Annotated in this window: 21 protein-coding genes and 2 pseudogenes; 12 read left to right on the top strand and 11 right to left on the bottom strand. The window is 41.2% G+C overall.

Going from position 1 to position 25,104, the window contains the following annotated elements:
- Positions 1-10: 10 nt before the first annotated feature.
- Positions 11-1,309 (bottom strand): type VI secretion system-associated FHA domain protein TagH, encoded by a 1,299-nt coding sequence (gene tagH, locus L4D09_RS18980; RefSeq protein ID WP_428459094.1) that lies wholly within the window; start codon positions 1,307-1,309, stop codon positions 11-13.
- Positions 1,310-1,631: 322 nt separating this feature from the next.
- Between tagH and L4D09_RS18975 the strand changes: the two genes are divergently transcribed.
- Positions 1,632-3,692: a protein kinase domain-containing protein gene (locus L4D09_RS18975; RefSeq protein ID WP_428459093.1), complete on the top strand. Its 2,061-nt coding sequence runs from the start codon at positions 1,632-1,634 to the stop codon at positions 3,690-3,692.
- Positions 3,693-3,816: 124 nt separating this feature from the next.
- Here the strand turns inward: L4D09_RS18975 and L4D09_RS18970 are convergent, their stop codons facing one another.
- The gene (locus L4D09_RS18970) at positions 3,817-5,721 is read right to left on the bottom strand and encodes a BCCT family transporter (protein ID WP_428459092.1); all 1,905 of its coding nucleotides are present in this window, start codon (positions 5,719-5,721) and stop codon (positions 3,817-3,819) included.
- A gap of 402 nt (positions 5,722-6,123) precedes the next feature.
- Positions 6,124-7,632 (bottom strand): DUF3360 domain-containing protein, encoded by a 1,509-nt coding sequence (locus L4D09_RS18965; RefSeq protein WP_428459091.1) that lies wholly within the window; start codon positions 7,630-7,632, stop codon positions 6,124-6,126.
- A gap of 606 nt (positions 7,633-8,238) precedes the next feature.
- Here L4D09_RS18965 and L4D09_RS18960 point away from each other — a divergent pair.
- Positions 8,239-8,577: a cytosolic protein gene (locus L4D09_RS18960; protein ID WP_428459090.1), complete on the top strand. Its 339-nt coding sequence runs from the start codon at positions 8,239-8,241 to the stop codon at positions 8,575-8,577.
- Between the two features lie 169 nt (positions 8,578-8,746).
- On the opposite strand, the gene L4D09_RS18955 is transcribed toward L4D09_RS18960, so the two are convergent.
- The gene (locus tag L4D09_RS18955; protein ID WP_428459089.1) at positions 8,747-9,877 is read right to left on the bottom strand and encodes an S-(hydroxymethyl)glutathione dehydrogenase/class III alcohol dehydrogenase; all 1,131 of its coding nucleotides are present in this window, start codon (positions 9,875-9,877) and stop codon (positions 8,747-8,749) included.
- Positions 9,878-10,195: 318 nt separating this feature from the next.
- On the opposite strand from L4D09_RS18955, the gene L4D09_RS18950 reads away from it, so the two are divergent.
- From L4D09_RS18950 to L4D09_RS18940, 3 genes are all read left to right on the top strand, one after another.
- Positions 10,196-10,630, top strand: coding sequence for a PACE efflux transporter (locus L4D09_RS18950; protein WP_428459088.1), 435 nt, complete (start codon positions 10,196-10,198; stop codon positions 10,628-10,630).
- 70 nt (positions 10,631-10,700) lie between these two features.
- Positions 10,701-11,897 carry a tyrosine--tRNA ligase gene (gene tyrS / locus L4D09_RS18945; protein ID WP_428459087.1) on the top strand — a complete coding sequence of 399 codons (1,197 nt, stop codon included), beginning with the start codon at positions 10,701-10,703 and terminating at the stop codon, positions 11,895-11,897.
- Between the two features lie 122 nt (positions 11,898-12,019).
- Positions 12,020-12,499, top strand: a complete 480-nt coding sequence (locus tag L4D09_RS18940; RefSeq protein WP_428459086.1) for a GNAT family N-acetyltransferase — start codon at positions 12,020-12,022, stop codon at positions 12,497-12,499.
- Here L4D09_RS18940 and rsgA read toward each other — a convergent pair.
- A complete protein-coding gene (rsgA, locus tag L4D09_RS18935; RefSeq protein ID WP_428459085.1) occupies positions 12,496-13,536 on the bottom strand; it encodes a ribosome small subunit-dependent GTPase A in 1,041 nt (346 codons plus the stop codon). The genes L4D09_RS18940 and rsgA overlap by 4 nt on opposite strands.
- Before the next feature lie 176 nt (positions 13,537-13,712).
- Between rsgA and L4D09_RS18930 the strand changes: the two genes are divergently transcribed.
- Positions 13,713-14,480, top strand: coding sequence for a sulfite exporter TauE/SafE family protein (locus tag L4D09_RS18930; RefSeq protein WP_428459084.1), 768 nt, complete (start codon positions 13,713-13,715; stop codon positions 14,478-14,480).
- Between the two features lie 510 nt (positions 14,481-14,990).
- Here the strand turns inward: L4D09_RS18930 and L4D09_RS18925 are convergent.
- Positions 14,991-15,521: a phage regulatory CII family protein gene (locus L4D09_RS18925; protein WP_428459083.1), complete on the bottom strand. Its 531-nt coding sequence runs from the start codon at positions 15,519-15,521 to the stop codon at positions 14,991-14,993.
- A 481-nt stretch (positions 15,522-16,002) separates the two neighbouring features.
- On the opposite strand from L4D09_RS18925, the gene L4D09_RS18920 reads away from it, so the two are divergent.
- A complete protein-coding gene (locus L4D09_RS18920) occupies positions 16,003-16,392 on the top strand; it encodes a DUF6559 family protein (RefSeq protein WP_428459082.1) in 390 nt (129 codons plus the stop codon).
- Positions 16,393-16,489: 97 nt separating this feature from the next.
- On the opposite strand, the gene L4D09_RS18915 is transcribed toward L4D09_RS18920, so the two are convergent.
- Positions 16,490-16,678, bottom strand: a complete 189-nt coding sequence (locus L4D09_RS18915) for a hypothetical protein (RefSeq protein ID WP_428459081.1) — start codon at positions 16,676-16,678, stop codon at positions 16,490-16,492.
- Positions 16,679-16,888: 210 nt separating this feature from the next.
- Here L4D09_RS18915 and L4D09_RS18910 point away from each other — a divergent pair, with 210 nt between their 5' ends.
- Both L4D09_RS18910 and melB read left to right on the top strand, forming a co-directional pair.
- Entirely contained in the window at positions 16,889-18,241 is a 1,353-nt protein-coding gene (locus L4D09_RS18910; RefSeq protein ID WP_428459080.1) for an alpha-glucosidase/alpha-galactosidase, read from the top strand.
- A 186-nt stretch (positions 18,242-18,427) separates the two neighbouring features.
- The gene (gene melB, locus L4D09_RS18905) at positions 18,428-19,852 is read left to right on the top strand and encodes a melibiose:sodium transporter MelB (protein ID WP_428459079.1); all 1,425 of its coding nucleotides are present in this window, start codon (positions 18,428-18,430) and stop codon (positions 19,850-19,852) included.
- A 39-nt stretch (positions 19,853-19,891) separates the two neighbouring features.
- Here melB and L4D09_RS18900 read toward each other — a convergent pair whose 3' ends face one another.
- Together L4D09_RS18900 and L4D09_RS18895 are read right to left on the bottom strand one after the other, a co-directional pair.
- Positions 19,892-22,222: a hybrid sensor histidine kinase/response regulator gene (locus tag L4D09_RS18900; RefSeq protein WP_428459078.1), complete on the bottom strand. Its 2,331-nt coding sequence runs from the start codon at positions 22,220-22,222 to the stop codon at positions 19,892-19,894.
- Positions 22,223-22,246: 24 nt separating this feature from the next.
- Entirely contained in the window at positions 22,247-23,032 is a 786-nt protein-coding gene (locus L4D09_RS18895) for a phosphate/phosphite/phosphonate ABC transporter substrate-binding protein (RefSeq protein ID WP_428459123.1), read from the bottom strand.
- 143 nt (positions 23,033-23,175) lie between these two features.
- On the opposite strand from L4D09_RS18895, the gene L4D09_RS18890 reads away from it, so the two are divergent.
- The gene (locus L4D09_RS18890; protein WP_428459077.1) at positions 23,176-23,316 is read left to right on the top strand and encodes a hypothetical protein; all 141 of its coding nucleotides are present in this window, start codon (positions 23,176-23,178) and stop codon (positions 23,314-23,316) included.
- Between the two features lie 25 nt (positions 23,317-23,341).
- Here L4D09_RS18890 and L4D09_RS18885 read toward each other — a convergent pair.
- Positions 23,342-23,809 (bottom strand): annotated as a pseudogene (locus tag L4D09_RS18885) (helix-turn-helix domain-containing protein); the annotation flags it as partial.
- Between L4D09_RS18885 and L4D09_RS18880 the strand changes: the two are divergent.
- Together L4D09_RS18880 and L4D09_RS18875 are read left to right on the top strand one after the other, a co-directional pair.
- Positions 23,807-23,976: pseudogene (locus tag L4D09_RS18880) on the top strand (melibiose:sodium transporter MelB); the annotation flags it as partial. The pseudogenes L4D09_RS18885 and L4D09_RS18880 sit on opposite strands and share 3 nt — an antisense overlap.
- 274 nt (positions 23,977-24,250) lie before the next feature.
- Entirely contained in the window at positions 24,251-24,763 is a 513-nt protein-coding gene (locus L4D09_RS18875) for a hypothetical protein (RefSeq protein ID WP_428459076.1), read from the top strand.
- A 77-nt stretch (positions 24,764-24,840) separates the two neighbouring features.
- Here L4D09_RS18875 and L4D09_RS18870 read toward each other — a convergent pair.
- The coding region (locus L4D09_RS18870) for a helix-turn-helix domain-containing protein (protein WP_428459075.1) at positions 24,841-25,104 on the bottom strand (264 nt) is incomplete at its 5' end.

The following is a 25,104-nucleotide window of genomic DNA, read 5'->3' as shown; positions in this document are numbered from 1 at the left end:
ACCTCCCCCTTTACTTTACGCCTTTTAGATATAATTCATATGACTTATAAAAATCATCATAATAAAATGGACTCTCTGTTTCTTCTAACTCTTGAAGCAAACGGTTATATATGACTTCATAAGACTGCCAGTCATTTGATTTTAATCGTGATAGTTTTATTCCAGCCCAAAATGAATCATGACTATTTTTATCAGAAATAGATTCAGGAGATAATAATTTCATCGTTCCACTAACGGCACCATCTACCCCAGCTAATAATGCTTTCTCATGATTTTTCATGTCTGAAAAGATTTCTTTAATTGCATATTCAGGTGTTAGAAAACTTGTGCTGTTCTGATTAAAAAGATTATGAATTGCATCATCTAGTGTAGCTGAAAATTTTAATGGATTATTTTCTTGTCGTTTAAACAATGTTTGATTCAATCGATTGTTATGTTTAAACTCAGATCGACTATGTAATATATCCATTACCCCTACCATTAAGTGTTGCATTGAGTTTCCTAACTCATACCACCATTTTTCATTATTCTCCTTAGGTATCATTTGGCTATTAATACCTAAACCTTGAATAAATGCATTCATAGGTTTAGATATAGCCTCTTCAACCTGAGTATCCGTAATGTGATTATCTTCTCTGTTTTTTATGGCTATTGTCTTTTTCTTTGTTCTTACAATAGGATCACTGCCAATGCTTGTACTCCAATCTTCAGGAATACCAATCGAATTACTTTCTTCATCTTGTTGATGAGTACTCATTGGTGACACAAAGTTATCCTCAACATTACCGTCAAATAATGGAGGCACGTGATTTTTCTTTACCTTTTCGTCAATTAATAATTCTGAGTCATGAACATTATTGAATTGAGCTGTCGATATGCCAAAACCCATCCCATCATTTACTAGTAAAGCCTCTTCATGTACATGGTCACCAATTGGTTGATTATTTAATACTGATTTTTTTGAATGCGTTGTTTTCGCCTTAAGGATAACGTCTATTTCATAGTCACCGAAGCACAGAATATCACCATCTTCTAAAGTAACCGCTTTATCCTTTCCAATAGGATCTAAAGAGCGATTAATAAAAACACCATTTGTTGATATATCTGTAATCACAAAATGATCAACTCGGCTATCGATATACGCATGGATACCTGAAATTACACGCTCAGGGTCAGGTAAGCACCAATCGCATTGTTGTGATCGGCCAATCACATACTGTTGAGACTTCCCATCAAACCGAAATGTTTTTTGTATTTCGAGTTCTGATGTAAATCGGTGGTAACTAACGACGACGAGTGTTAATTCCATAACAAGTATCACCTAAAAGAACAATGAACACCTAATTACCAATAGCTCAATAAACATTGTTGATATAAGCTGTTGAAAATACAATTTAAGTAGCAATGGCAGCGATACTAGAAATATCTTTTTAAAATAGCAATGTCGTCATTTTCAGTTATTGCAAATACGCAACTCACTTCATAAAAAAATACAACACGCATTGCACACTGCGTCAATAATTTGGTGACTGACCGCAATCTTTTATAATGCAACTGTGCTGAATTACTATTTATTGATATTCAATCGATTGAAAATACTTGAATTAAATCGTTTGGAGTCAATACGCGCTATGGAAAACCGCGGAAGTAGTAAGTCACAAGGCGATGTAATAACGGATAAACCTTCATCTTTACAAAATAATGAGCCAAGCACGCCTATAAAAGCAGATAAAACACGCATCAGGGCGACAACAGGTACATTGGATGATAACAATGAGCAGGTCGAAAAACATGCAAACAGTCTTATCGGTGAAGTAATCAACAACCGTTATAGAATTGACACTCTAATTGGCCATGGCGGAATGTGCGATGTCTATAAAGCAACTGACTTACTACTTGAAGGTGCAGGTATTCGCTCACCTTATGTCGCTTTGAAAGTGTTACAGCATGAATATCTATCACAACCTGATGCGGAAAAAGTATTAATTCATGAAGCACAAAAAACGCAGCAGTTAAGCCATGAAAATATCATTCGCGTCTATGACTTTGGTATTGAGCAGAAAACCTCTTATTTAGTCATGGAGTGGCTTGATGGAGAAACTCTTGAAGAAGTTATTTTACGTTCTCGTCCTGGAGGCTTAAATTTTGATCGAGCTAAAAAATTACTTAACCAAATATGCTCTGCACTTAGCTATGCTCATAGCCAAGGTGTTATTCATGCCGATCTTAAACCTGGCAATATTATGCTTACACGCGATGGGAAAATAAAAGTTTTTGACTTCGGTGTATCACGCGCTTTTAGCCTCAATATCGACGGCTATATGATGAGCAGTCAAGATGCTACCATCGCATTAAGTGGACATACACCAACTTATGCTTCTCCCAATCTGCTCAGTGGTGGTAAACCCGAAATTAGAGATGACATTTTTGCTTTTAGTTGCATTGCCTATGAATTACTAACCAGCCAGCACCCTTTTAATAGAAATCCTGCTGATATTGCTGAACAGTCAAAGTTAGTTGCAAAAAAACCAGCCAATTTACATAGAAGAGGCTGGCGTACACTTAGTAAAGGGCTTCAATTTCAACCAGATAAACGTATGTCTGATTTTATAAAATTTAACCACAGTTTAAACAAAAAATATTGGCCCCAGTTAACAGCTCTAGCTACTGTATGTTTTATCGCGGGTACCATAAGCTATGGTTTCAGCTATAAAGAAATTCAGATCACCCAGATGAGTCGTCACTTAGATAAATTACAAAAAGGTATAACTGCCGACCGTCAACTCGCTGAACTACCCAGTAATGAACTCGTGTCGGCTATCAATTCCTTACCAAAAGAAAAATTACTAATCAAAGAAGGACTGCTTAGATACAAGCAAAACCAGATAATTGATATGTACGAAGAGCGTATTAATACAATCTTAAATAATAAAAGTGACCGCTATCCTGATTATCATGCTATTGAAGCACAATTACATGCAGCACAAACCCTCTACCCAGATTCACTGACTTTATTAAGTATATCCAATACTATAAATCAGAGCTGGAAATCAACGATTAATATGCTTGAAAAGCAACTTAATATGTCATTGGAAAAACAAGAATATAAAACCGACAAATTATTGCCAATTTTCAATGACTTAACCAACATAAATAAAGAGAGAAAATTTTTGCCCAGCAAAAAAGCAACAGATACGTTTACATCCGATATTAATGCTGCGATGAATAATCTAGATTTATCTCAACTAGAAAAATTAATACGCCTAGGTGAAATTTTTTATTCAAAGACAAAAGAGCAAAAAAAATTACTGGATATAAGCATAAGACTGTCAAATTCGATAAAAAAACTAACTGACTATCATCACCAAATTAAAGATGGAAACACAATACCGTTCCCTTACCATGCAGCTACAATTTATTATGAAAACCAATTTAATCAGTTTCAGAGTACTCTTGATAATATTTCAACTATCAACCAATTAGACATACTCAATTCAAAAACAAATGAACTATACGATTTATTTCCTAATGATTTTTCACCGTTCAATAAAATTCGTCTTTCGATTGCAATTCGATACTTAAATTTTTCTGACCAATTTCTTGACGATCGTAAAAGGCAATCAGCTAGTGCCGCAATGAAAAAAGCGAATACTATATTTGCTCAATTAGATAAAAGAGAAGCCGCTTATTAAGCGATAGAATTAGCATATACGACAACAAAAAATAGATGTTTACATTAAGAGTAATTATTGTTTAAAAAGAAATAGTTAGCTCTCGTGAAAGAGCTAACTACTAAATAACGCTTATCTCATTTAGTTAATCAATCAATGCTTCCAAACGCGCTCTCATCAAGTCGTTAAATGCTTTTCTGGCCTCTTGTGCTTCTTGCGAAGCTAGTAGCTTGGCATCTTTTGCCTTCATTGCCTCATCCATTAATTGCTGTAGCTGGTCGATACGATCCTGAGGTGCATCGCCCAACTCCATACCCGACTCCCCTTTAGCTAAGGCTTCTGAACGCATGGTTTTCTTTAGCTTCCACACTAAATACAGTGCCTCTCGCTCGGATTCAGCGGCAGCCATAGCAACATCTTTAAGCTGCTCAAATTTAGCCAACGCAATACCTTCGTTTGACCAAGGATCCACATCCGGTAGGTCTTCAATATTGATAGTCGGATCTTCGTAGCCATCTTGATGTGCTAAATCTAGATGTGCAGCCTTAACTGCTGACATCATTAACATGACGGTTATCACTAGTAACGGTAACCCACCAACGATCGCTGCGGTTTGTAACGTCGATAAGCCTCCCATAAATAACAATACCGATGGCATGAAAGACAAGGCAAATGCCCAAAACAATCGGTTCCAACGCATCGGGTCTTCGGTGACATTATTTTGCACAACCGAGGCCAGAATATAAGAGATAGAATCGAACGTCGTCGCCGTAAATATTAAGCACAGCAAGGTGAAAACAGCAATAACTATGGTGCTAAAAGGCAGTTGCTCTAATATCGAGAAAATGGCTTTGTTCGCCCCTTCGGTATTGAGTATACCCACAACATCCAGTGCACCTGACAGCTGAAGCGATAAACCATAGTTGCCCAATATCATGAAAAACAAAAAGCAGCCCATTGAGCCAAAGAATATCGAGCCTGATACCATTTGTTTTATCGTACGGCCACGAGAGATACGAGCAACAAATAGCCCCATGCTTGGTGCAAACACCAGCCACCACGCCCAGTAGAAAATGGTCCAATCTTGTGGGAAGTGAGTATTCTCAAATGAGCCATATCCACCAAACGGTTCTGCCCAAGTCGCCATCACAAAGAAATTAGATAACATTCGGCCTAGTGAATCTAACCCCGTTTCCAACATAAATATCGTCGGCCCTGCCGCCAAAATAAACGCAAGTAACCCAATCGCCCCCCAGAAGTTGATATTACTCAGCATCTTTATGCCTTTTTCCATTCCCGCGTAGGCAGAGTAAGCAAAAATAGAGGTACACAGCATTAATACAATAACTTGGGTAACGGTGTTTTTAGGGACGCCAAATAGATAGTGGGCTCCTTCAGTGATCAACGGGGCAGCTAACCCTAAGGTTGTTGCACCACCACCGAGTAAACCAAAGATAAATAGCACATCAATTAATTTCCCTTGCCAGCCATAACTGCGCGCTTCACCAATCACGGGCATCAATGCCGCTGATACTTTTAATACGGGCTGCTTACGCACGTAATAAAAATAAGCGATTGGTAAGGCAGGAACGAGATAAATAGACCACGCGATTGGCCCCCAGTGGAATAATCCATAGGTTGCCGCCCAACGAACGGCTTCTTCACTGCCCGGCTCAAGCTGGAAAGGCGGAGCCTGATAGTAATATGCCCATTCAATCGCTCCCCAATAAAGGATACTGGCACCAATTCCACCACAAAAAAGCATTGCCGCCCATGATGCCGTTTTAAATTCAGGCGCTTCATCGGGATCACCCAATTTAATCTGACCGATATCCGAAAAAACGATGTAAATCATAAAAAAGAATGCACCAAGCCCTAGTGCTAAGTATAAGAATCCCAATTTATCGGTCATAAACGTTTTGGCAATCGCGATCCATTCAGCCCCCTGAACAGGGAACAATAAAAGGGGCACAACGACGGATATCAACATACCTAACGCGCCAAAGAACGTCGGTTTGTCTATTAACTCAAAGTGCTTATTGTTAAACACGTTATCTCCTAAAAATATTATTCTTATTTAAATAGGAAACGATCATCGAGCTAACGCGTGCTTTGTTCAAACCGAGCTTTTTATGATYAACATAAAGAAAGTTGCATGATGTCATCTTGGCTCTGGGTCGGCATTATTGATTGCCGCAGCCTAAAGCCGACAGCAAAAGGTGAGGCGTTTTACAAAGAGGTGAGCAAATCGCTTATGGTACGGGTGTGAGCGGGAGACAACGCTGAGCTTCATTCACGGTTGGAGTCTAGACAGCAGTTCAATCAGTGAAATAGGGCGGTTGTAATGGTTTGATATATAAAACTAAGGCCTCGCATTTGCGAGGCCTTTTTGTGTTCCGACCAAAACTAAATAGTAGAAAGGGTCGAACATTCAATAACTCTTATTTAACGGTTAACGAAAACTAGGGATAATTGCTGGAATCCCCGGTAAAAGGCCAACCAATGCCATTACGCCACTTAGTACAATGAACATAATTCCAGGCAACACCCAACGGCTCATTTTACTCAGTTCACCGCTGCGTTCTTTACAACCGACCAAGCCTAAGTTGTCTAGTAGCATGGTGAGAGACCAACCAAATGCTGGGTTCACTAGCGCCGATGAAAATACAACAATCGCTGCCGATTGGGTGGTTTTCCCTTCACGTGTCATTTCCATTCCAGCTTCTAGCAATGGAACAAATACTCCAACAATCAGCGCGACACAAAGTACAGGTTGCCAGATAGCTAAATCCATCGGGTAACCCCAAACTGCGGCGATGATACAGAACAGAGCTGTGAGCAAAGCGCCAGCAGGAATAGGGCGTTTAGCAATTGCCGCCGGTACGATATAAGTACCCCATGAAGACGTAAAGTTAGTACCACCAAGCAGAGAACCGAACGTCTGACGAATTGAAGCCGTGGTCATGGTGTCGTCGATGTTCATATGTACTTTTTCGGTACGTTCTGGGTAGCTGATTTTTTGGAATACTTGATGTCCTAAGAAATCTGGCGACCACATTGCCACGGCTAAAATAGCAAACGGCAATACCACCATGAAGTGTTCAATCGTCGGTAGACCAAGCATCCAGCCGGTATCTTCTCCCCACCAATACATAGGGTTCATGTTAGGCAAGCCTGGCTCAGTGTGGAAAGCAAATGGGGCACCCATAGCAAATGCAATCGTACCACCCAGTAAGCAACTAAGAGGAACAGCTAACCAACGTTTGCGGAAGTGTTCCAATAGCGCGTACAAGATAATGGTGCAAAAGATCACGACAAAAGCAATATGACTCATACCTATTCCCTCAGCCCAAGCGAACAGCTTTTTCACTTGAGAGGCGGTACCAACAAAGCCAAGGTAGAGTAATAAGCCGCCGCACACGCCTTTACTGGTGAGGTTTGCCAACATGCTGCCACCTTTACTGATGGCTAAGATTAAGCCAAAGGCGCCAATCAGCAACCCAAAAGCCATAGGATGCCCGCCTGCTGCAACGACAATCGGAATTAAAGGGATGAGTGGGCCATGTGTACCTGCGAGGTTAGCGGTCGGCAATAAAAAACCAGAGAACAGAATAATGAAAACAGAGGCGATGAGTAATTCATAACGAACGTTTTCTAAAATAAAGCCTTCATTTAGCCCTAAAGCCCCGGCAAAGGTGGCTGCAATGGCGCCTACCATAACGACTTTACCAATGGTAGCAGCCATCGCTGGGATGGTATCTTCTATCTCAAATCGATAATCTTTGAACGGCAAATTGGGACGCCAGCGTTTAGGCGACATGATTTGTAACTCGTGCTCTAGATACTGTTCTCGGGAGTTAAATTCTGAGCTTGGTTTGTGTTGTTGTTCATAAGTGAGTTCATCCTCATTGGCTTGAGGCTTATCTGTTTGTATATGTACGGACTCTAAAGTAATGCTCATGTTGATTCCTTTCGTTCACACTCTAAGGTGTGTTATTCCAACAAACGTTATTGACTCACGGCACGAAAATTTAGCGGAGTAGTTAGCTATATGTTTTCTGCCACAAAGAACTCGATGACTCTATTTTACTTATGAGTAAATTTATTATTAATAAGTGAAGCTAACTCACCATGAAATACAAATAACGWATCAACCTATAACTAAAAAATCATTAATATTCAGTTACTATTACCTTATACCAAACCAAAAAAAACAAATAGTCTCAGGTGGTTAGACATTAGTCGTAGAGTAAGGCGACTAGTATGAAACACTGTAGATAGTATGTGTCTATTTATTTGTAGGCCCTTAATCTCAGGAATAATAAAGTAACGTTCAACAAGAAACAGTTCGACTTTAAAGGCTCAGAGAAAATCCATCGACTCATGCTTTGTTGTATTCTTGGTGTGATTTGATTGTGAACATCTGTTCCAGTTTTATGCTGGATATATTGGGGCGATAAACAGGGAAAGGTCTTGCCTTTGGCAACTAAATCTCTACTACGTTCTCCCCCTGATAGTGATAGAATCTCCGCATCAGAATTATCGAGAAACTAGGTATTTATAAACAATGTTTATCCATCACGTTAACGGCATCGACTGGCTGGTGATTACAGCTTTTGAAGAACTGAAAACGATGTTTATCGAAGATGCTGGTCCCATCCCATCTTACTTCTCTACCGCCAGTGAATTGAGCCTGATTGATCAAGCCAAGCGCAGCTATGGATTTTTGCCTACACTCCGCGGCGTAATCACCGATACCGGCACTTTTCAAAGCCAGGATAACGAAGAAGATTTGAACCCACAGCTTGCCTGCCTAGTTGAGGGGCGTGGTCGGGTGTTTATCTATTACGGCGGCTTTGTGGCTTTTGTGGATGACGAGCAAACCTTTATTACCCGAATGGACTGAAAATTATTCAGTAAGTTGAAATCGGCGAACTGTATCCCTAGCATAACTAAGCTTGCCATATAAACCCGTTTCAAAAAGCCCCATAAAAAAGCCCCCTATTCGTCATAAACAAATAGGGGGCTAGAATTTCAAGCATATTACTGTGTTAAGTTACGAGCCTTAACGACGATTACTTGTCAAAGTGAAGGACAGTACGAATACTTTCGCCTTTATGCATTAGCTCAAATGCTTCATTCACATCTTCAAGTGCCATTGTATGCGTAATAAAGTCGTCTAACTTAAACTCACCTTGCATGTAACGTTCTACGTACTCAGGTAGTTCAGAACGACCTTTAACGCCACCGAATGCAGAACCACGCCATACACGGCCAGTTACCAACTGGAATGGACGGGTAGAAATCTCTTGGCCCGCACCGGCAACACCGATAACAACCGATTCGCCCCAGCCTTTATGACAACACTCAAGAGCTGAACGCATTACATGTACATTCCCGATACATTCAAACGAGTATTCAACACCACCGTCAGTCATTTCAACAATGACTTCTTGAATTGGCTTGTCGAAGTTGTTCGGATTAATACAATCTGTCGCACCCAGTTTGCGTGCTAATTCGAATTTGCTTTCGTTAATGTCGATAGCAATGATGCGTGATGCTTTCGCCATCTGTGCACCAATAATTGCAGAAAGACCGATACCGCCAAGACCGAAGACTGCAACGGTGTCCCCTTCTTCAACTTTAGCCGTATTCATAACTGCACCCATGCCTGTGGTAACGCCACAGCCAAGAAGACACACTTCTTCAAGCGGTGCTTCTGGGTTTACTTTCGCTAAAGAGATTTCAGGTAATACCGTGTACTCAGAGAACGTTGATGTGCCCATGTAGTGATAAATTGGCTCACCATTAATCGAAAAGCGTGTTGTGCCGTCTGGCATCAAACCTTTACCCTGAGTTTCGCGAATTTTCTGGCACAGGTTAGTTTTACCTGATTTACAGAACTTACACTCGCCACATTCAGGTGTATAAAGCGGAATAACGTGATCGCCCACTTGGACACTTGTTACACCTTCGCCGATAGACTCAACGATACCGCCACCTTCGTGGCCAAGAATACAAGGGAAAATCCCTTCAGGATCATCACCTGAAAGCGTGAATGCATCAGTGTGGCAAACACCTGTAGCAATCATACGAATACGTACTTCACCTTTTTGCGGTGGCATTACATCAACTTCTTCCATTGATAGAGGCTGACCAGCACCCCATGCAACAGCAGCGCGTGATTTAATAGTCTGAGCAGTCATTATTTTATCCTTCAGTACGTTCAGTAAATCGAATTCTGTGGAAACGACCTATTACCGTTTCGATGGAAGCTATTATATTGATAACTCAACAAATGATAATTACCTAAAAATACAAATGACTATTACCACAGTGTAATAATCAAACCTTCCTTTCGATTAATACCTCGGCTTTATTGGCTCAATATAGCCTGTACTCATTACGATATACTCAGGCTTTACTGATAGGCATCACAGATCGTGATACCTTCTAACTTTTACTTCGATTCACAACTGATATCCTCCATCGCTCTATTCGTTTACCAGATACAGAGTAAATCAATGTCAGCGATTGAACGCCTATTCCATGCGGTAATATTTGAAGTGTTAGCCGTTACATTGTCGATTATTGGTTTAATTATTTTCACTAACCATCCAGTCACAAGCCTATCAGGAACTATGATAGTGGTCGCGACTGTTGCGATGGTGTGGAACTTAATTTTTAATGCCATTTTTGATCGTTTCTTTACCGGTAACCGTGAAGACAGAAGCTTAAAAGCCCGAGGTATTCAACTTATTGGATTTGAAAGTGGGCTATTACTATTAACGGTTCCCTTAATGGCATGGCTACTTTCGGTAAGCTTATGGGAAGCCTTTGTCTTAGATATTGGCGTCACAATCTTTATTACCGTATACGCTTTCGTCTTCAATTATTGCTATGACCATTTACGTGCAGCCTTGCTTCGTAAACGTAAACTGACAATAGCAACCCAATAAACCGCATTAATTCGCATACAAACTATTTAGACCCACCTCTTGAACGCAGGTGCATAGAAGAGTAAAAACAATGACAGCAGAAAATAACCTAGAACAAAGCCTTGCGATCATAAAGCGAGGTGTAGATAACATCACCCCAGAAATTGCACTAATAGAAAAGCTAAAATTAGATCGCCCATTACGGATCAAATTAGGTGCCGATCCTACCGCACCAGATATTCATTTGGGCCACACTGTTATCTTAAATAAGCTTCGCCAGTTTCAAGATCTTGGTCACCATGTGATGTTCTTAATTGGTGACTTTACGGGTAAGATCGGCGATCCATCGGGTAAAAACACCACCCGCCCACCATTAACCACAGAGCAAGTACTTGCTAACGCTGAAACATACCAGCAGCAAGTCTTTAAAATACTCGATCCAACCAAAACCGAGATTGTATTTAACTCTCAATGGCTATCAAAGCTGGGTGCTGAGGGAATGTTAAAATTGGCGGCCAGCCAAACTGTTGCCCGTATGCTAGAACGTGAAGATTTTAAGCAACGCTTTGCATCGCAACGTGCTATTGGTATCCATGAATTTATTTACCCTCTATTGCAGGGTTACGACTCTGTTGAATTAAAAGCCGATATTGAGCTTGGTGGTACCGATCAAACCTTCAACCTTTTAATGGGGCGCGAACTACAAAAGCAACATAAGATGGCGCAACAAGTTGTGATCACCATGCCGCTACTTGTCGGGCTTGATGGTGAGAAGAAGATGTCTAAATCTGCCCATAACTACATTGGTGTCACTGAAGCAGCGGATGAAATGTTTGGTAAAGTGATGTCAATATCTGATGAGCTGATGTGGAATTACTTCGAATTACTATCATTCCGCCCGATGGCTGAGATTGAGCAGTTTAAAGCCGACATTTCGACAGGCCGTAATCCAAAAGAAATAAAGATACTGTTAGCCAAAGAAATTGTTGCTCGCTTCCATTCAGAAGAAGCCGCGATACAGGCTAACAATGCATTTGAAAACCGCTTTAAGCGCAATGTATTACCCGATGATTTGGCCATTGTTGAATGTACACAAGGTGTAACGATTAGCCAGCTGCTAAAACAAGCTGAACTGGTTGAGTCAACATCCGAAGCAATGCGAATGATCGCTCAGGGTGCAGTAAAAATTGATGGGGAAAAAGTGAATGATAAGAACCTTATCCCAGAGAAAGGAACGGCTATTTACCAAATTGGTAAGCGCCGCGTAGCAAAGATCCTGTTGGTTTAATGATCTAATACTTATTAAAAATATTGATGATACGCCCGGCAGATAATCGGGCGTATCTATTTTATAATATGGGATTATTGACGTATTATTTTGGCAGATAAATTCAATCACAAGGACGTAAAGTGATAAAACAAGCCACTAGCCAAGATACAGCAGCCGAAATCGCTGTAATATCAAAGGCCATCAGGCACTGCATTACAGAGCCACCAGCCATTCAAGATGAACTCATTGCAAACTGCGTCGATAACATCCTTCTTAGCCGAGCAAATTCGAAAACAACACTTCACATCCTCTATTGGAAAAATGACGTCGTTGTAGGCACATTACTCATAACCGAACATAACAAACTATCTAACCTGTTTGTTGACCCTGATTACCAGAACCAAGGCATTGCGAGCAAATTACTGGATTTTGTTATTCGTCAATATATCCAGCCTAATTCCACCCGAAAAATATATGTACATTCATCAACCTACGCTAAAGGCTTTTACCACCGCCATGGCTTTATCGCTAATGGTGTGAGTACTGATTTTCAAGGCGGCTGTATCCCTTTAGTATTGCATATCCAACAATCTGTCCCCGAATCACACAGGACGAACTAAAACCCTTTTTTACGGCTGCGAGACTCGCTTTGAACGTTATGGATCATCTTGCCAAAAGCTTTATCTTTGGCACGTTTTTGGGCCAACGTCGCACTGTTAAATGCCTGCTCACGCATCAGCTTCTGGTAACTCACAAAACGACGAGTTTCTAATGCACCGCTATCAATGGCTTGCATCACAGCACACCCAGGCTCATTACTGTGGCTACAATCACCAAATCGGCATTGTTGAGCTAACTGAGTAATCTCACTGAAGGTTTCACTCACGCCTTGCTCGCAGTCACTCAGCTGTAGCTCTCTCATTCCAGGGGTATCCATCAACAATCCACCTTGAGGCAGCCACTTTAGTGCTCTATAGGTTGTTGTATGACGACCTTTACTGTCGTCCTCACGTATCGCACCGGTCTCTTGCGCATCAGAGCCCATTAAACCATTCATCAATGTCGATTTCCCGACCCCTGATGAGCCAAGGAATGCCAACGTTTTACCTTCACGGCAGTAGCCTGACAATTCTTGCAGGTGAGTAGGATCCAGTGCATTAATCGCGTGCACCATCAGCAATGGGTCTAGCGACTGTACTTGTTGCCGCTTGCTATCAGCATCATCGCATTGGTCCGCTTTTGTCAGCACAATAATAGGCTCTACTTCCGCTTCTTTTGACAAAGCAAGATAGCGCTCAATACGGTTAAGGTTAAAATCTTGATTGAGCGAGCAAACCACGAATAGGCTATCAACGTTGGAAGCAATTAATTGCGTATCGACTTTCGAACCCGGCGCTTTGCGCTTAAATAACGATTGCCGTTCAAGATTACGGTGTAGCTTCAGCGTGTCGTCAAACAACACCCAGTCACCAACACACATTCGTTCACTATTCGATGACTGCGCTAAGTTAAATGTACCTTGTTCACTCATGACCACCGAACCACTTCGATGCTGTTCGACCACGCGACCAATTCTAAAATCAGTTAGCTCTTCTAATGTCAGTTGTTGTTGAAAGTAAGGACGCCAACCTAATTGAATTAATGATGGTGTATTCATGCGTGTATTGCCTTAAATGCTTAAAATAATACCCTTCGTAGCAATGGTACCGCTACCCAAGGCTTTCTCTGTATCCAATATTATATTCATGCAATAGGAAAAGATTGAATAAAACCGACAGTTTTAAAATTCTATCAAGGTAAACTGAAAGCACAACGGACAGGGAATAGTCATAAATGATTGAGTTAATAGAATTAATAAAGCCTGATTTACTGAGTGTAAGCCACTTTACTGTTCTGATTATCTTCAGTTTTGTAACTTCGGCGCTTACCGCTGTAATGGGGGTCGGAGGCGGGGCTATGCTCATTGCCTTAATGGCAACCTTTATGCCTGCTGCTGCAATTATCCCTGTTCATGCCCTCGTGCAACTCGGCTCAAACGGCGGCCGCTGCTGGCTCCTGCGTCAACATATCAGACGCGATATTTTACTATGGTTCTTCGTCGGCAGTTTGCTCGGAGCTTTAATGGGTGGCCAACTGGCATTCAATTTACCTTCTGAAGCCATCACATTAATTTTAGGCTGCTTTATTCTCGCAAGTTGCTGGCTACCGATAACAAGAAGCTTGGGTGGCAACAAAAGCATGGCGACGTTAGGGGGGATCACAACCTTTTTAACCATGTTTATCGGGGCGACAGGTCCATTTGTTATTGCAAGTATCAAGCACCTTATTCCAGAACGCCGTGAATTAGTCAGTACAACGGCTGCACTAATGAGTTTTCAACATGCCATCAAGGCGTTAACCTTCGGCCTCTTTGGTTTTGCCTTCCAGGAGTGGATGGGTTTAGTTGGTTTGATGGTGTGCACCGGCTTTTTAGGTACACTTGCAGGACAATACCTGCTGGAGCGCTTTCCTAATCACCAATATCATAAAATATTAAAGCTTCTACTGACGTTCATCGCCATTAGGCTAATTGTTACCTCGACCTTATCTCTGGCTCAATAACTTATATGCAACTAGCTTCACAAAGCACCTAATGTGAAACCTTCAATGCCGTTCACGTACTTTTAATATCAGTAATCCGTAATATCTATTTCGTCAGCAATTACCGCTGATAAATAAAGCGTTGTCGTTATATAAACCAACCTTTATTCATTGGAATTTAAATGAAATCTATTATAGGTATTATCATGAAATGTAGTCATAGCCGCATTTATCGTATTAAGCGTACTTTCATTCAACGTGTATTTTATAAAGAAGTACATCGTTGCTATAACTGCGGCAAGTCTATTAAAATATAATGAAAAACACACAATCACTACATAAAAAGATCAAAAATCAATCAAACGTTATTTTAACTAAGTCTAGGCAGAGATTCTTAAAGAAGTACTCAACTAAAAATGAAAGTTAAATCAGCATTAGCTAAATGATAAATTAGCATGGTCTAATTATTACAATATATTGAAGGGGAAAGCTTAATCGCTATTCCCCTGTTTGACCAAGAATAAGCTTAATTTATTTAATCACTACACGGTTTTCACAGGCAAATTCAAGCATATCTCTTAACTTGATCATCGCTGCAATATCCTGATTCATTTCTTTCTTAATATCTTCAAGCTCATTCGCACTGACTTTTCCATCTATCAACGCATCTCGAATTTCATGTTGAACATCACCGCGCTCTTTATCCCAGTTCATCCATGCATTCAATACATTACGATATGTAATGTCATGCTCACTTTCCCGTTCAAAGCGTTCACACTTAAGGTTAAACAACTTCAGCATTTCCTCAATCACATAGACATGCTTTTCATTCTTTTGCAACACGAGCAGCGTCAACAAGAACTCTTGAATGGTTAAGTGGTGGTTTTCTTGGCTCGGGTTTACTTTATTGGAGAATGTTCTTGCGCTTAATTTTTTTCCGCCAATCTCTATAATCTGATTGAATACATTTTCAATCCCAACCTCTTTCATTTGAAGGTGAAGCGCACGTGTAAAACCATCAAACTGACACTCTTTATTCACTTTTCCACTCGCAAATTCCAATAAGGAATATAATCCATACCAAGATAGGCATTTAATTAAAGATTTAGCAGCTAGCTCTTCGACAGATAAATTATTAATTGAGATTCTCTAATCTCTTAAAGAGGATGAAACTATTGAATATACAAGCTGCTTGTTATTTGTTTTAAATGTATAAATTTCAGACAGGCATTTTAAGTATCAGTAAAACACATACGAACTAAATAGATCTAATAACAAATAAAGTTTAATTCAAAAACAAAATCAATTAAAGGATTTATACTCATTTCAGTAGAGAGCAGATAAACGATATTCGAAAATTATTTCGAGCGAAACAGGTGATGCGTATGACTCAATATGCCATCAATTGCATCCAACACCCAGCCACATGGTGTTAGTATCAATTCACTACAGGTAAATAGTAGCAAGCATTTTGCTGTTAAGCTTCCATACCATTAACCCCTTAGGCATACTGTCCTCACCCCGATATTACATGGGATAGATAATGGGACTATTTTTCAAGTATCGCCGTACTCGTGCACTAAGGGGTTACATTGGCAAACTCGCCCCGGTTTTAGTCACCGATTACGGACCACAAGAGACCTTTACCCTAGGCCAGATTGAACAAGCTGCCCGAAAAACCAAGGTATCAAAGCACTTTTTCCACTATGCCATAGCAATGTACCTTAAACAGTCAAACGATCAAATTCAGCAACATTACCATCTCAATCAGCAAAAATTGGATGCGCTACGCCAAGAACTATCAGAGTTGATCTTTACTGGTGAAAGATATGAAGTAAAAGACATTGTGGCTTTGACCAAATCATCGGGCTGGCAAGGCGGTAAGAATAGCGACAATCTGTCGAACTATTACGGACAAAATAGCCGATATTAATCAGCTATAAAGCAGCTTGTAAACTCCCCCGAATATAGCCAAAGCACGGTTACTTTGGCTATTTTGTAAGTTTGTTTCTTATGGTTTAATTGGTTTCTCAACCAAAGCTAATTTCTGCCATATTCTCACCATTTACTTCGAAAAAAATGGTCATTGTTCCGCTTTTTTCACTGCACTGACGAATATTAATTTCCGATTTTGGAAACCTTGCCGAAACAACCTTCAACAAGTCTTTGGTTAACTTTTCCCGATCAACGCCGCATAAAACAGTTTCAGACTTTCGCACAATACAACCACCGTAAGCTATGACAGATACCCTGTTAAAGCGACGCGTTGCTGTTTTAATTAAATCCTCTCAAGTTACCCTGCAGCACTATTTTGTGAGTCCTATGCCGAAATCTTAGAAAATAGGATACAAAACCACACGATGGGGAAGATACCAATTGAGGATTCGATGATGATGTAATCATCAAAACAAAAGCACAAAGGAACGGCTATGAAACACCCTAAAATCACTTTCATTGGTGCGGGTTCAACAATTTTTGTCAAAAATATTCTTGGTGACGTATTCCATAAACCGGCCCTAAAAAGTGCCAATGTCGCGTTAATGGATATTGACCCAGTTAGACTGGAAGAATCCCAGATTGTTGTCAGTAAACTGATGGAATCAGCAGGTGCAACCGGGAAAATTGAATGCTATACCAACCAAAAAGAGGCACTTAATGAGGCTGATTTTGTGGTTGTCGCTTTCCAAATCGGTGGTTACGAGCCGTGTACCGTGATTGACTTTAACGTGTGCAAGAAGCACGGATTAGAACAAACGATTGCTGATACATTAGGCCCAGGCGGTATAATGCGCTCGCTGCGTACCATTCCGCATTTATGGCAGATCTGTGAAGACATGACGGAAGTTTGCCCTGAAGCCACCATGTTAAACTACGTAAACCCAATGGCAATGAACACATGGGCGATGTACGAGAAATACCCGCACATCAAACAAGTGGGGCTCTGCCACTCCGTTCAGGGAACCGCTGAAGAGCTAGCCCGCGATCTGGAGATCGATTATAACGACTTACGTTATACCTGTGCAGGTATCAACCATATGGCGTATTACCTTTCCATTGAGAAAAAAGATTCACAAGGAAACTACCACAGCATATACCCTGACTTACTCGCAGCTTACGAATTGGGACAAGCTCCGAAACCAAGCATTCATGGCAACCCGCGCTGTGAGAACATTGTGCGCTATGAAATGTTCAAAAAGCTGGGCTATTTCGTGACTGAATCTTCTGAGCATTTTGCAGAATACACACCTTACTTTATCAAGCCTAATCGCCCCGATTTGATTGAACGCTATAAGGTACCGCTAGACGAATACCCAATTCGCTGCGTAGAGCAAATCGCAAACTGGAAAAAAGATCTCGACGCATTTAAAACAGCCGACCGTATAGACATAAAAGAATCTCACGAGTATGCCAGTACCATTATGAATGCTATTTGGAGTAATACCCCAAGTGTCATCTACGGCAATGTGAGAAATGATGGAATTATTGATAATTTGCCGCAGGGGTGTTGTGTTGAAGTCGCCTGTTTGGTTGATGCTAACGGCGTCCAACCGACAACTGTCGGAAAGCTACCAAGCCATTTAGCGGCATTAATGCAAACCAATATCAATGTGCAAACTTTGCTCACCGAAGCGATTTTGACAGAGAACCGTGACCGTATTTACCATGCCGCAATGCTCGACCCACACACGGCAGCGGTATTGGGTATTGATGAGATATATGCATTGGTTGATGAGCTAATCGACGCCCATCAAGACTGGCTACCAAAGTGGATTTATCAATAAGTAATAGCCAATAACTAATCCGATCTGAAAAATAATAGCGTGACGCGATTCATTCCATTGTTTGGCAAAGCGCTATTAATGAATAGACAAAAACAAAATATCTATAACAAGAAGCACTTCAATTATAACGTGAAACAATAACGATAAAATGCCTACCTCGTTCAGCGTGGGCATAAGGAGCTTTTAATGAGCGTATCTATGAACACCAAGTTAAGCTATGGATTCGGTGCATTTGGTAAGGACTTTGCCATCGTCATCGTCTATATGTACCTGATGTTTTACTATACCGATGTCGTCGGGATCTCTGCGGGCATGGTCGGTACCATATTCCTTGTCGCCCGAATTTGGGATGCAGTAAACGACCCTATCATGGGCTGGGTTGTAAATAACACCCGCACCCGTTGGGGCAAGTTCAAACCTTGGATCTTAATTGGTACCATCGCGAACTCAATTGTTCTGTATATGCTGTTCAGTGCCCATTACTTTGAAGGGCCAGCCCTCATTGCTTATATCGCGGTCACTTATATACTTTGGGGAATGACTTACACCTTAATGGATATTCCATTCTGGTCATTAGTGCCAACCCTAACCCTTGATAAACGCGAACGAGAAGAGCTAGTTCCCTACCCTCGCTTTTTTGCCAGCCTTGCCGGCTTCATTACTGGTGCAATCGCGCTGCCATTTGTTAATGCGGTCGGTGGTGACGATAAAGGGTTTGGCTTCCAAATGTTCACACTAATTCTTATCGCCTTTTTTGTCGCTTCAACAATTATTACGCTGCGGAATGTCAAAGAGCGCTATTCGTCCGCGAACCTCAACAATGGGCAACAAGAAGAAAAAGTTTCACTGAAAAAAATGGTGTCATTGATCTATAAAAATGACCAACTATCCTGTGTATTAGGCATGGCACTTTGCTATAACCTTGCCACCAATATCATCATGGCATTTGCGATTTATTACTTCACCTATGTGGTGGGACGTGAAGATCTGTTCCCGTATTACATGGCCTATGCGGGCATCGCAAACCTGATCACGTTAGTGTTCTTTCCGAAACTAGCCAAACTCTTCTCTCGTCGTATTCTATGGGCTGGTGCTTCAGGCCTACCAATTCTAGGGAGTGCGGTACTTATTTACATTGGGTTATATGATCAGCAAAGTGTATTGCTCATTTCAACAGCGGGCGTGCTATTACAAATTGGTACAGCACTATTTTGGGTGCTCAATGTGATCATGGTGGCTGATACGGTTGATTACGGGGAGTATAAGCTCGATATTCGTTGTGAAAGTATTGCTTACTCGGTGCAAACACTGGTCGTTAAAGCAGGCTCTGCGTTTGCAGCATTCTTCATCGGTATTAGTTTAACCATGGTGAATTATGTGCCAAATGTTGATCAAAGTGCCGATACCATTTTTGGCATGCAATGCATCATGATTGGCTTACCAAGCTTCTTCTTTGCCATCGCTCTGCTTATTTACTTTCGTTACTACAAACTAAACGGCGCTTATCATCAAAAGATCCAAGATCAGTTGATGGTGAAATATGGAACTGAAGGTGACGAACAAGAAAAACCTCTCGCCACTGAACCACCATTTGCTACAGAAAGTCGCTAAAAACAGCGGCTCTTGGTTAACCCAAGAGCCGTTTTAAAATCAACTTACTTGCTCAACGCTGTCAGCCCACTTGGCAATCATGCTAATGAGATCGGCTTTTTTTACCGGCTTAGTCAAATAGTCATTCATCCCGAAAGCGATACTCTTTTGTCGCTCTTCAATCATCGCATGGGCGGATAGCGCAACAATCGGGCACCAATGCGTATCGCTGTTCGCCTGAATAGCCCGAATATCTTTTGTTACCCCATAACCATCTTTTTTCGGCATCGAAATATCAGTAATGACTAAATCAGGTAAATGGTGTTGATACAGTTCAACAGCCTGCTCGCCATCAACGGCAAGGATCAACTCTACGCCAGTACTACCCAGCATTTTTTCAACCAATAACCGATTTACCATACTGTCTTCAGCGACCAACACCCTAACATTGTGAATATCCGGTTGCACAGGTGGAGGACCAGAGTCATTTCCTTTACTAAGATGTTGGTGGGCACTTTGAACTTGGCTTTGTTTGCTTGTAAATGGCAGCACGGGGTTATTATTCTTAGGCTCAGTCGGTTGATTGCTCAGCAATACCGAGAACATAAACTGCGACCCCTTTCCTTCTTCAGATGCCACCGTTAACTCGCCACCCAACAACTTAATTAAGTGATTGCAAATAGCAAGCCCCAAGCCCGTCCCTTCATACTCACGAGTAGCCGAGTTATCGACTTGTTCAAATTTTTCCATGATAAAAGGCAGCCTGTCCGCTGGAATACCGATACCAGTATCGGCAATGCAGAAACTATAGCGAGTTTGAGATGGCAACGCCTCGGCTTTAACGGTGAGCCTTACCTGTCCGGAAGGCGTGAATTTAATCGCGTTGCCAACAATATTGAGCAACACCTGATTGAGGCGCCCTTTATCGCCACAGGCAAATGCATTTATATCCGCAGGTATATCAAGTAATAGCTTCAAACCTTTAGCATTGGCATGATAGGTACATAAGTCGACAGCACCTTGAACCGTTTCGCGTAAATCAAAGGGTTCATCGATTAAGGTAAGCTTACCCGCTTCAATTTTACTGTAATCCAAAATATCGTTAATGATAGTGACAAGGTTATCTGCCGAATTATGTATCAGCTTTAACTGTTCATGATATTCACCGTTCGCTACCTGCTCAAGTAACAACTCACTCATCCCCATAATGGCATTCATTGGAGTACGAATTTCATGACTCATATTAGCGAGAAATTCAGATTTTGCCTGAGCGGCTTTTGTTGCCTGTTCTAACGCGGTTTCTAGCTGCTGCTCAACCTGACGACGCTCCGTTACATCACGTTCGACAGCAATAAACCTGTCTATATTGCCAAAGCTATCTGATACTGGCGATATATCAAGTTCAACCCAATACGGTTTGCCTTGTTTGGTGTAGTTTAGAATTTCAACTCGCACAGGCTGTTGGTTTTTAATGCATTTCGCCAGTTTCTCAATGGTTTCCAGATCAGTATCTTCACCTTGTAAGAGCTCACCAGGCTGTTTACCAATGACTTCGGTCAAGGTATAACCCGTAAGGTTTTCAAATGCAGGGTTAACCCAAGTAATATCGCCTTGGCCATCAGTGATGATCATCACGTCTCTGGCATGTTCGGCCACCTGCGCTAGCTCCGTCACTTTTTCAGACAGTATCATTTGTTGGCGGTGTTTATCGGCAAGATGTTCATGACTACAAGCGAGCGATTGAGACATCTCATTAAATGCTTGGCAAACTCGCGTTACCTCATCGTTCCCCGTTATGGCTATTTGCGTACCAGGCCCCTTCTGCGCCACTTGCTCAACCCCTTTTCGGAGCAAGTCGAGTCGGCGCATTAGGTATGTCCCTAGCGCTAACGAAAACAGCGCCACTAGCGACATTTCAGCCGCGGCAATCATCAAGCTAGAGCTGGTTGCCTGACTAAGCAGCACATGTAAGTCACTAACTCTAACCCCCATCTCAACTTTACCGTAATATTGCTCAGCAACCATGATTTGGCTTTCAACATCAAACACATCATCTGTCACGTTAGATGGTGACTGGGTCAGGTTTACATCTTCATCGACATATTCACCATGCAAAGTCAACTCGGTATTATTGCGGTCAACAATGCGGATATAAGCAAGGTTTTGTTCACTAACGATAGATTGGGCGAAACTATCCAAATAGGCTAAATCTGTCGCCAGCACAGCATCTCTGGTCGCTTTAGAAAATACGCTTACCAATTGCTTACTACCCAGCTCTAAACGATTTTCATTAGACACTTCCAGCCAATGCAACCCACTGATGATTAATATCGCCAGCGCAAAGGCTTCTATTAATGCTATACCAATGATGGTTTTTGAACGTAGTGTCATAGCCTCGCCCTCTACTTTAAATAATTAAAGCTGGATCCCTAATGCGACGACATCATCCCAATCACTGTCTATTGCTGACTCAAAACCTTTAATATTTAATGACTTAAACATTTCTCGCGCTTGTGCATGATGATTGAGCTTGTTAATACTACTGTGTAGCTGCGCTACCGTTTCTTTATCAAGGTCATTTTTATAGGCGATTGCATGAGGGGTATAACTTTGGGTCTTGTAGATTACGGTTAGCTGCGATCTCAAGCTTTCTGGGATACTATTGAACGTTCGCATAATGCCGCCACCCGCAGGGTAAATGCCTTTTGCCACCGCCATATACACCGAGTCATGCGCACCAACATAGTTCGGGTTAATCGCCAGCCCTTTCTGACGTAACTCTGACTGGGTAAGAATAGAAGCGGCAAACGCGCGTGGTGCAGGAAACGCTAGTTGCTGGTTATCTAGTGTTGATATCTCTTCACTCCAGCCTTTTTTCGCCACCATGATCCCTGTTATTCGTTTGTCTTTTGCATGAGCCAGTGCGGTATATCCATTAGGGTTATTCACCAGTGTAAAGTGGTAAGGATTCATATAGGCTATATCATACTCACCATCGGCTAGGCGCTGTTCAAAGGTCGGTATATCTCGCGCAGTGGCAAAGCGAATTTTAACCCCAGTAACTTCGCTCCATGCCGATAATAACGGTCCCCACTGCTGAGCTAGCTTGGCCGCTGATTGCTGAGGAACCACGCCAAAAACCAGTTCATTATCTTCAGCCAAGGCTTGCTGAGATCCTACGAAAAGTAACATGGCCATCATAACCGTTCCGATTATGCGTTGTAATTTGATTTGCATCTTGGCGATTAGCATTACTCTTTGCATGTTTTTATCCTCTGTAAATAACATTAATCATGACTAGTAATTAATGCTTCCCCATATTTACTGCAATACAATGAGAATGCATGTTTACTCATATCGGCTACATGATAGGTACTACAAGATTGATGCCAGATTATATAAATGCAGCAGATGCCAAGGGATTAAGACATCGTGAAGGAATGACACAGGCCAAGAATTGGGTTGAAAATAAAGAAGCTAAATGAATTGCCTTTTAAAGAAATAATGTAGTTACCGCGCCACGATATTTACACCATGCATAGAAAGTTGATTGTTTTTACGGCTTAGTTCGCGAAACTCAGTCGGGGTCATACTCATATAACGTTGAAACGTATCGTAGAAACGACTGCTAGAATTAAAACCAACGGTTAGTGCAATATCTAAAATAGTTCGGTTCGAGTCAGTTAACAATGCACGGGCATGATTGATCCGCATGGATGTGATGTACTCTTTTATTGTCATTTTCATTACACTCTGAAATCAGTTCATCGCGTAGTTAGTATGCAAACCGACATGCTCGGCAATCGCTTTCACGGTCAAAGACGAATCGTGATTACAGGCAATATACTCAAGAATTTTCTGAACATGGAACTAAGAGTGCTTGGATAGACCTTTCACGCTTTGCTTACAGTCCATTGTTGAGGTTAACTGTTCCCATCCCGTTAAGGATAGTCGTTTAAGCATTAACGACATCTCATCAGCATTAGTTTAACCATGGTGAATTATGTGCCAAGTGTTGAACAAAGTGCTGATACCATCTTTGGCATGCAATGCATCATGATTGGCTAACCAAGTTTCTTCTTTGCCGTCGCTCTGGGTATTTACTTCCGTTACTACAAACTCAACGGGCTTATCACCAGAAAATCGTTAGTAAAGACACATATAATTGTCAGCAAGCATTATTTCGCCCAATGACAAAAAACCAAATAGAACTCAAAAATATTTTTTAGACCTGCTTAATACATGCATCGTTATCGGTTTTACCTCCATTTTTCTACTACTACGCCATATTGATCTAGCATATTTTTACTTGCCAAGACCATGGTTTCATTGACTTTTTGTTACTTATATACGTTATATAAATAATTATTTGGTGATAAGCTCATCTCTAATATTAAAGATATGGACATGGTTCTTTTTATGAATAAGAAATTCATTTTCGCATTTTCTATTGCGGCTACTCTTATCAGCGGATGTTCGGCAATATCTGAGGGAAAAATAGAAAATAATGTCAAATTTAATGGCAACGGTACAAGAAACTTCACATTCGAAAAAGCTGAAGGCGTAAATGAATCTGAAATAAAACACGCACTAGCCTCAAGCTTTTACAAAGCCAGCCTGATACACACCGTTCGTCATTCTGATAACGACACACTGAAGGGCGTTAAAGTCGCTTTAGTCGGCAATGACATCGCAGTTACCCATTACGGAAATTACGGTTCATTATATGATGAAAAGTCTGCCGTCTTTAACATCGCGATCACTGAAAATGAAAACGATTATAAGGTCACGGTTAAGTGTCCATCTGAATACTTAGACAGAGCGAATTCTAGAGGGACGATAGGCCAGCCTGAGTATACTTCTAGAAGGGATGTTGTGAATAATTTAAATGCTATGTGCACAAAATCCACCCCTTCAATTGCGAGTAATTAATATATTTATCACGCAATAATACTCGTAAACCAAGTTATGAAAGAGTAACTCGATGCATTGGTTCAAATATAATGTACTTACATTAATCCCTTATCTAACGCCGAACCATGCATCGACAACTGATTGTTTTTACGGCTTAGTTCGCGAAACTCAGTCGGGGTCATACTCATATAACGTTGAAACGTATCGTAAAAGCGGCTGCTGGAATTAAAGCCGACAGTAAGTGCAATGTCTAAAATAGTTCGGTTCGAGTCAGTTAACAATGCACGGGCATGATTGATCCGCATGGATGTAATGTACTCTTTTATTGTCATTTTCATTACACTCTGAAATAAGTTCAT

The organism is Photobacterium makurazakiensis, assembly GCF_050336715.1.
Lineage (GTDB): Bacteria > Pseudomonadota > Gammaproteobacteria > Enterobacterales > Vibrionaceae > Photobacterium > Photobacterium makurazakiensis.
Note: the sequence above shows the minus strand (reverse complement) of the source record. Positions and strands in the feature narration are given on the sequence as shown.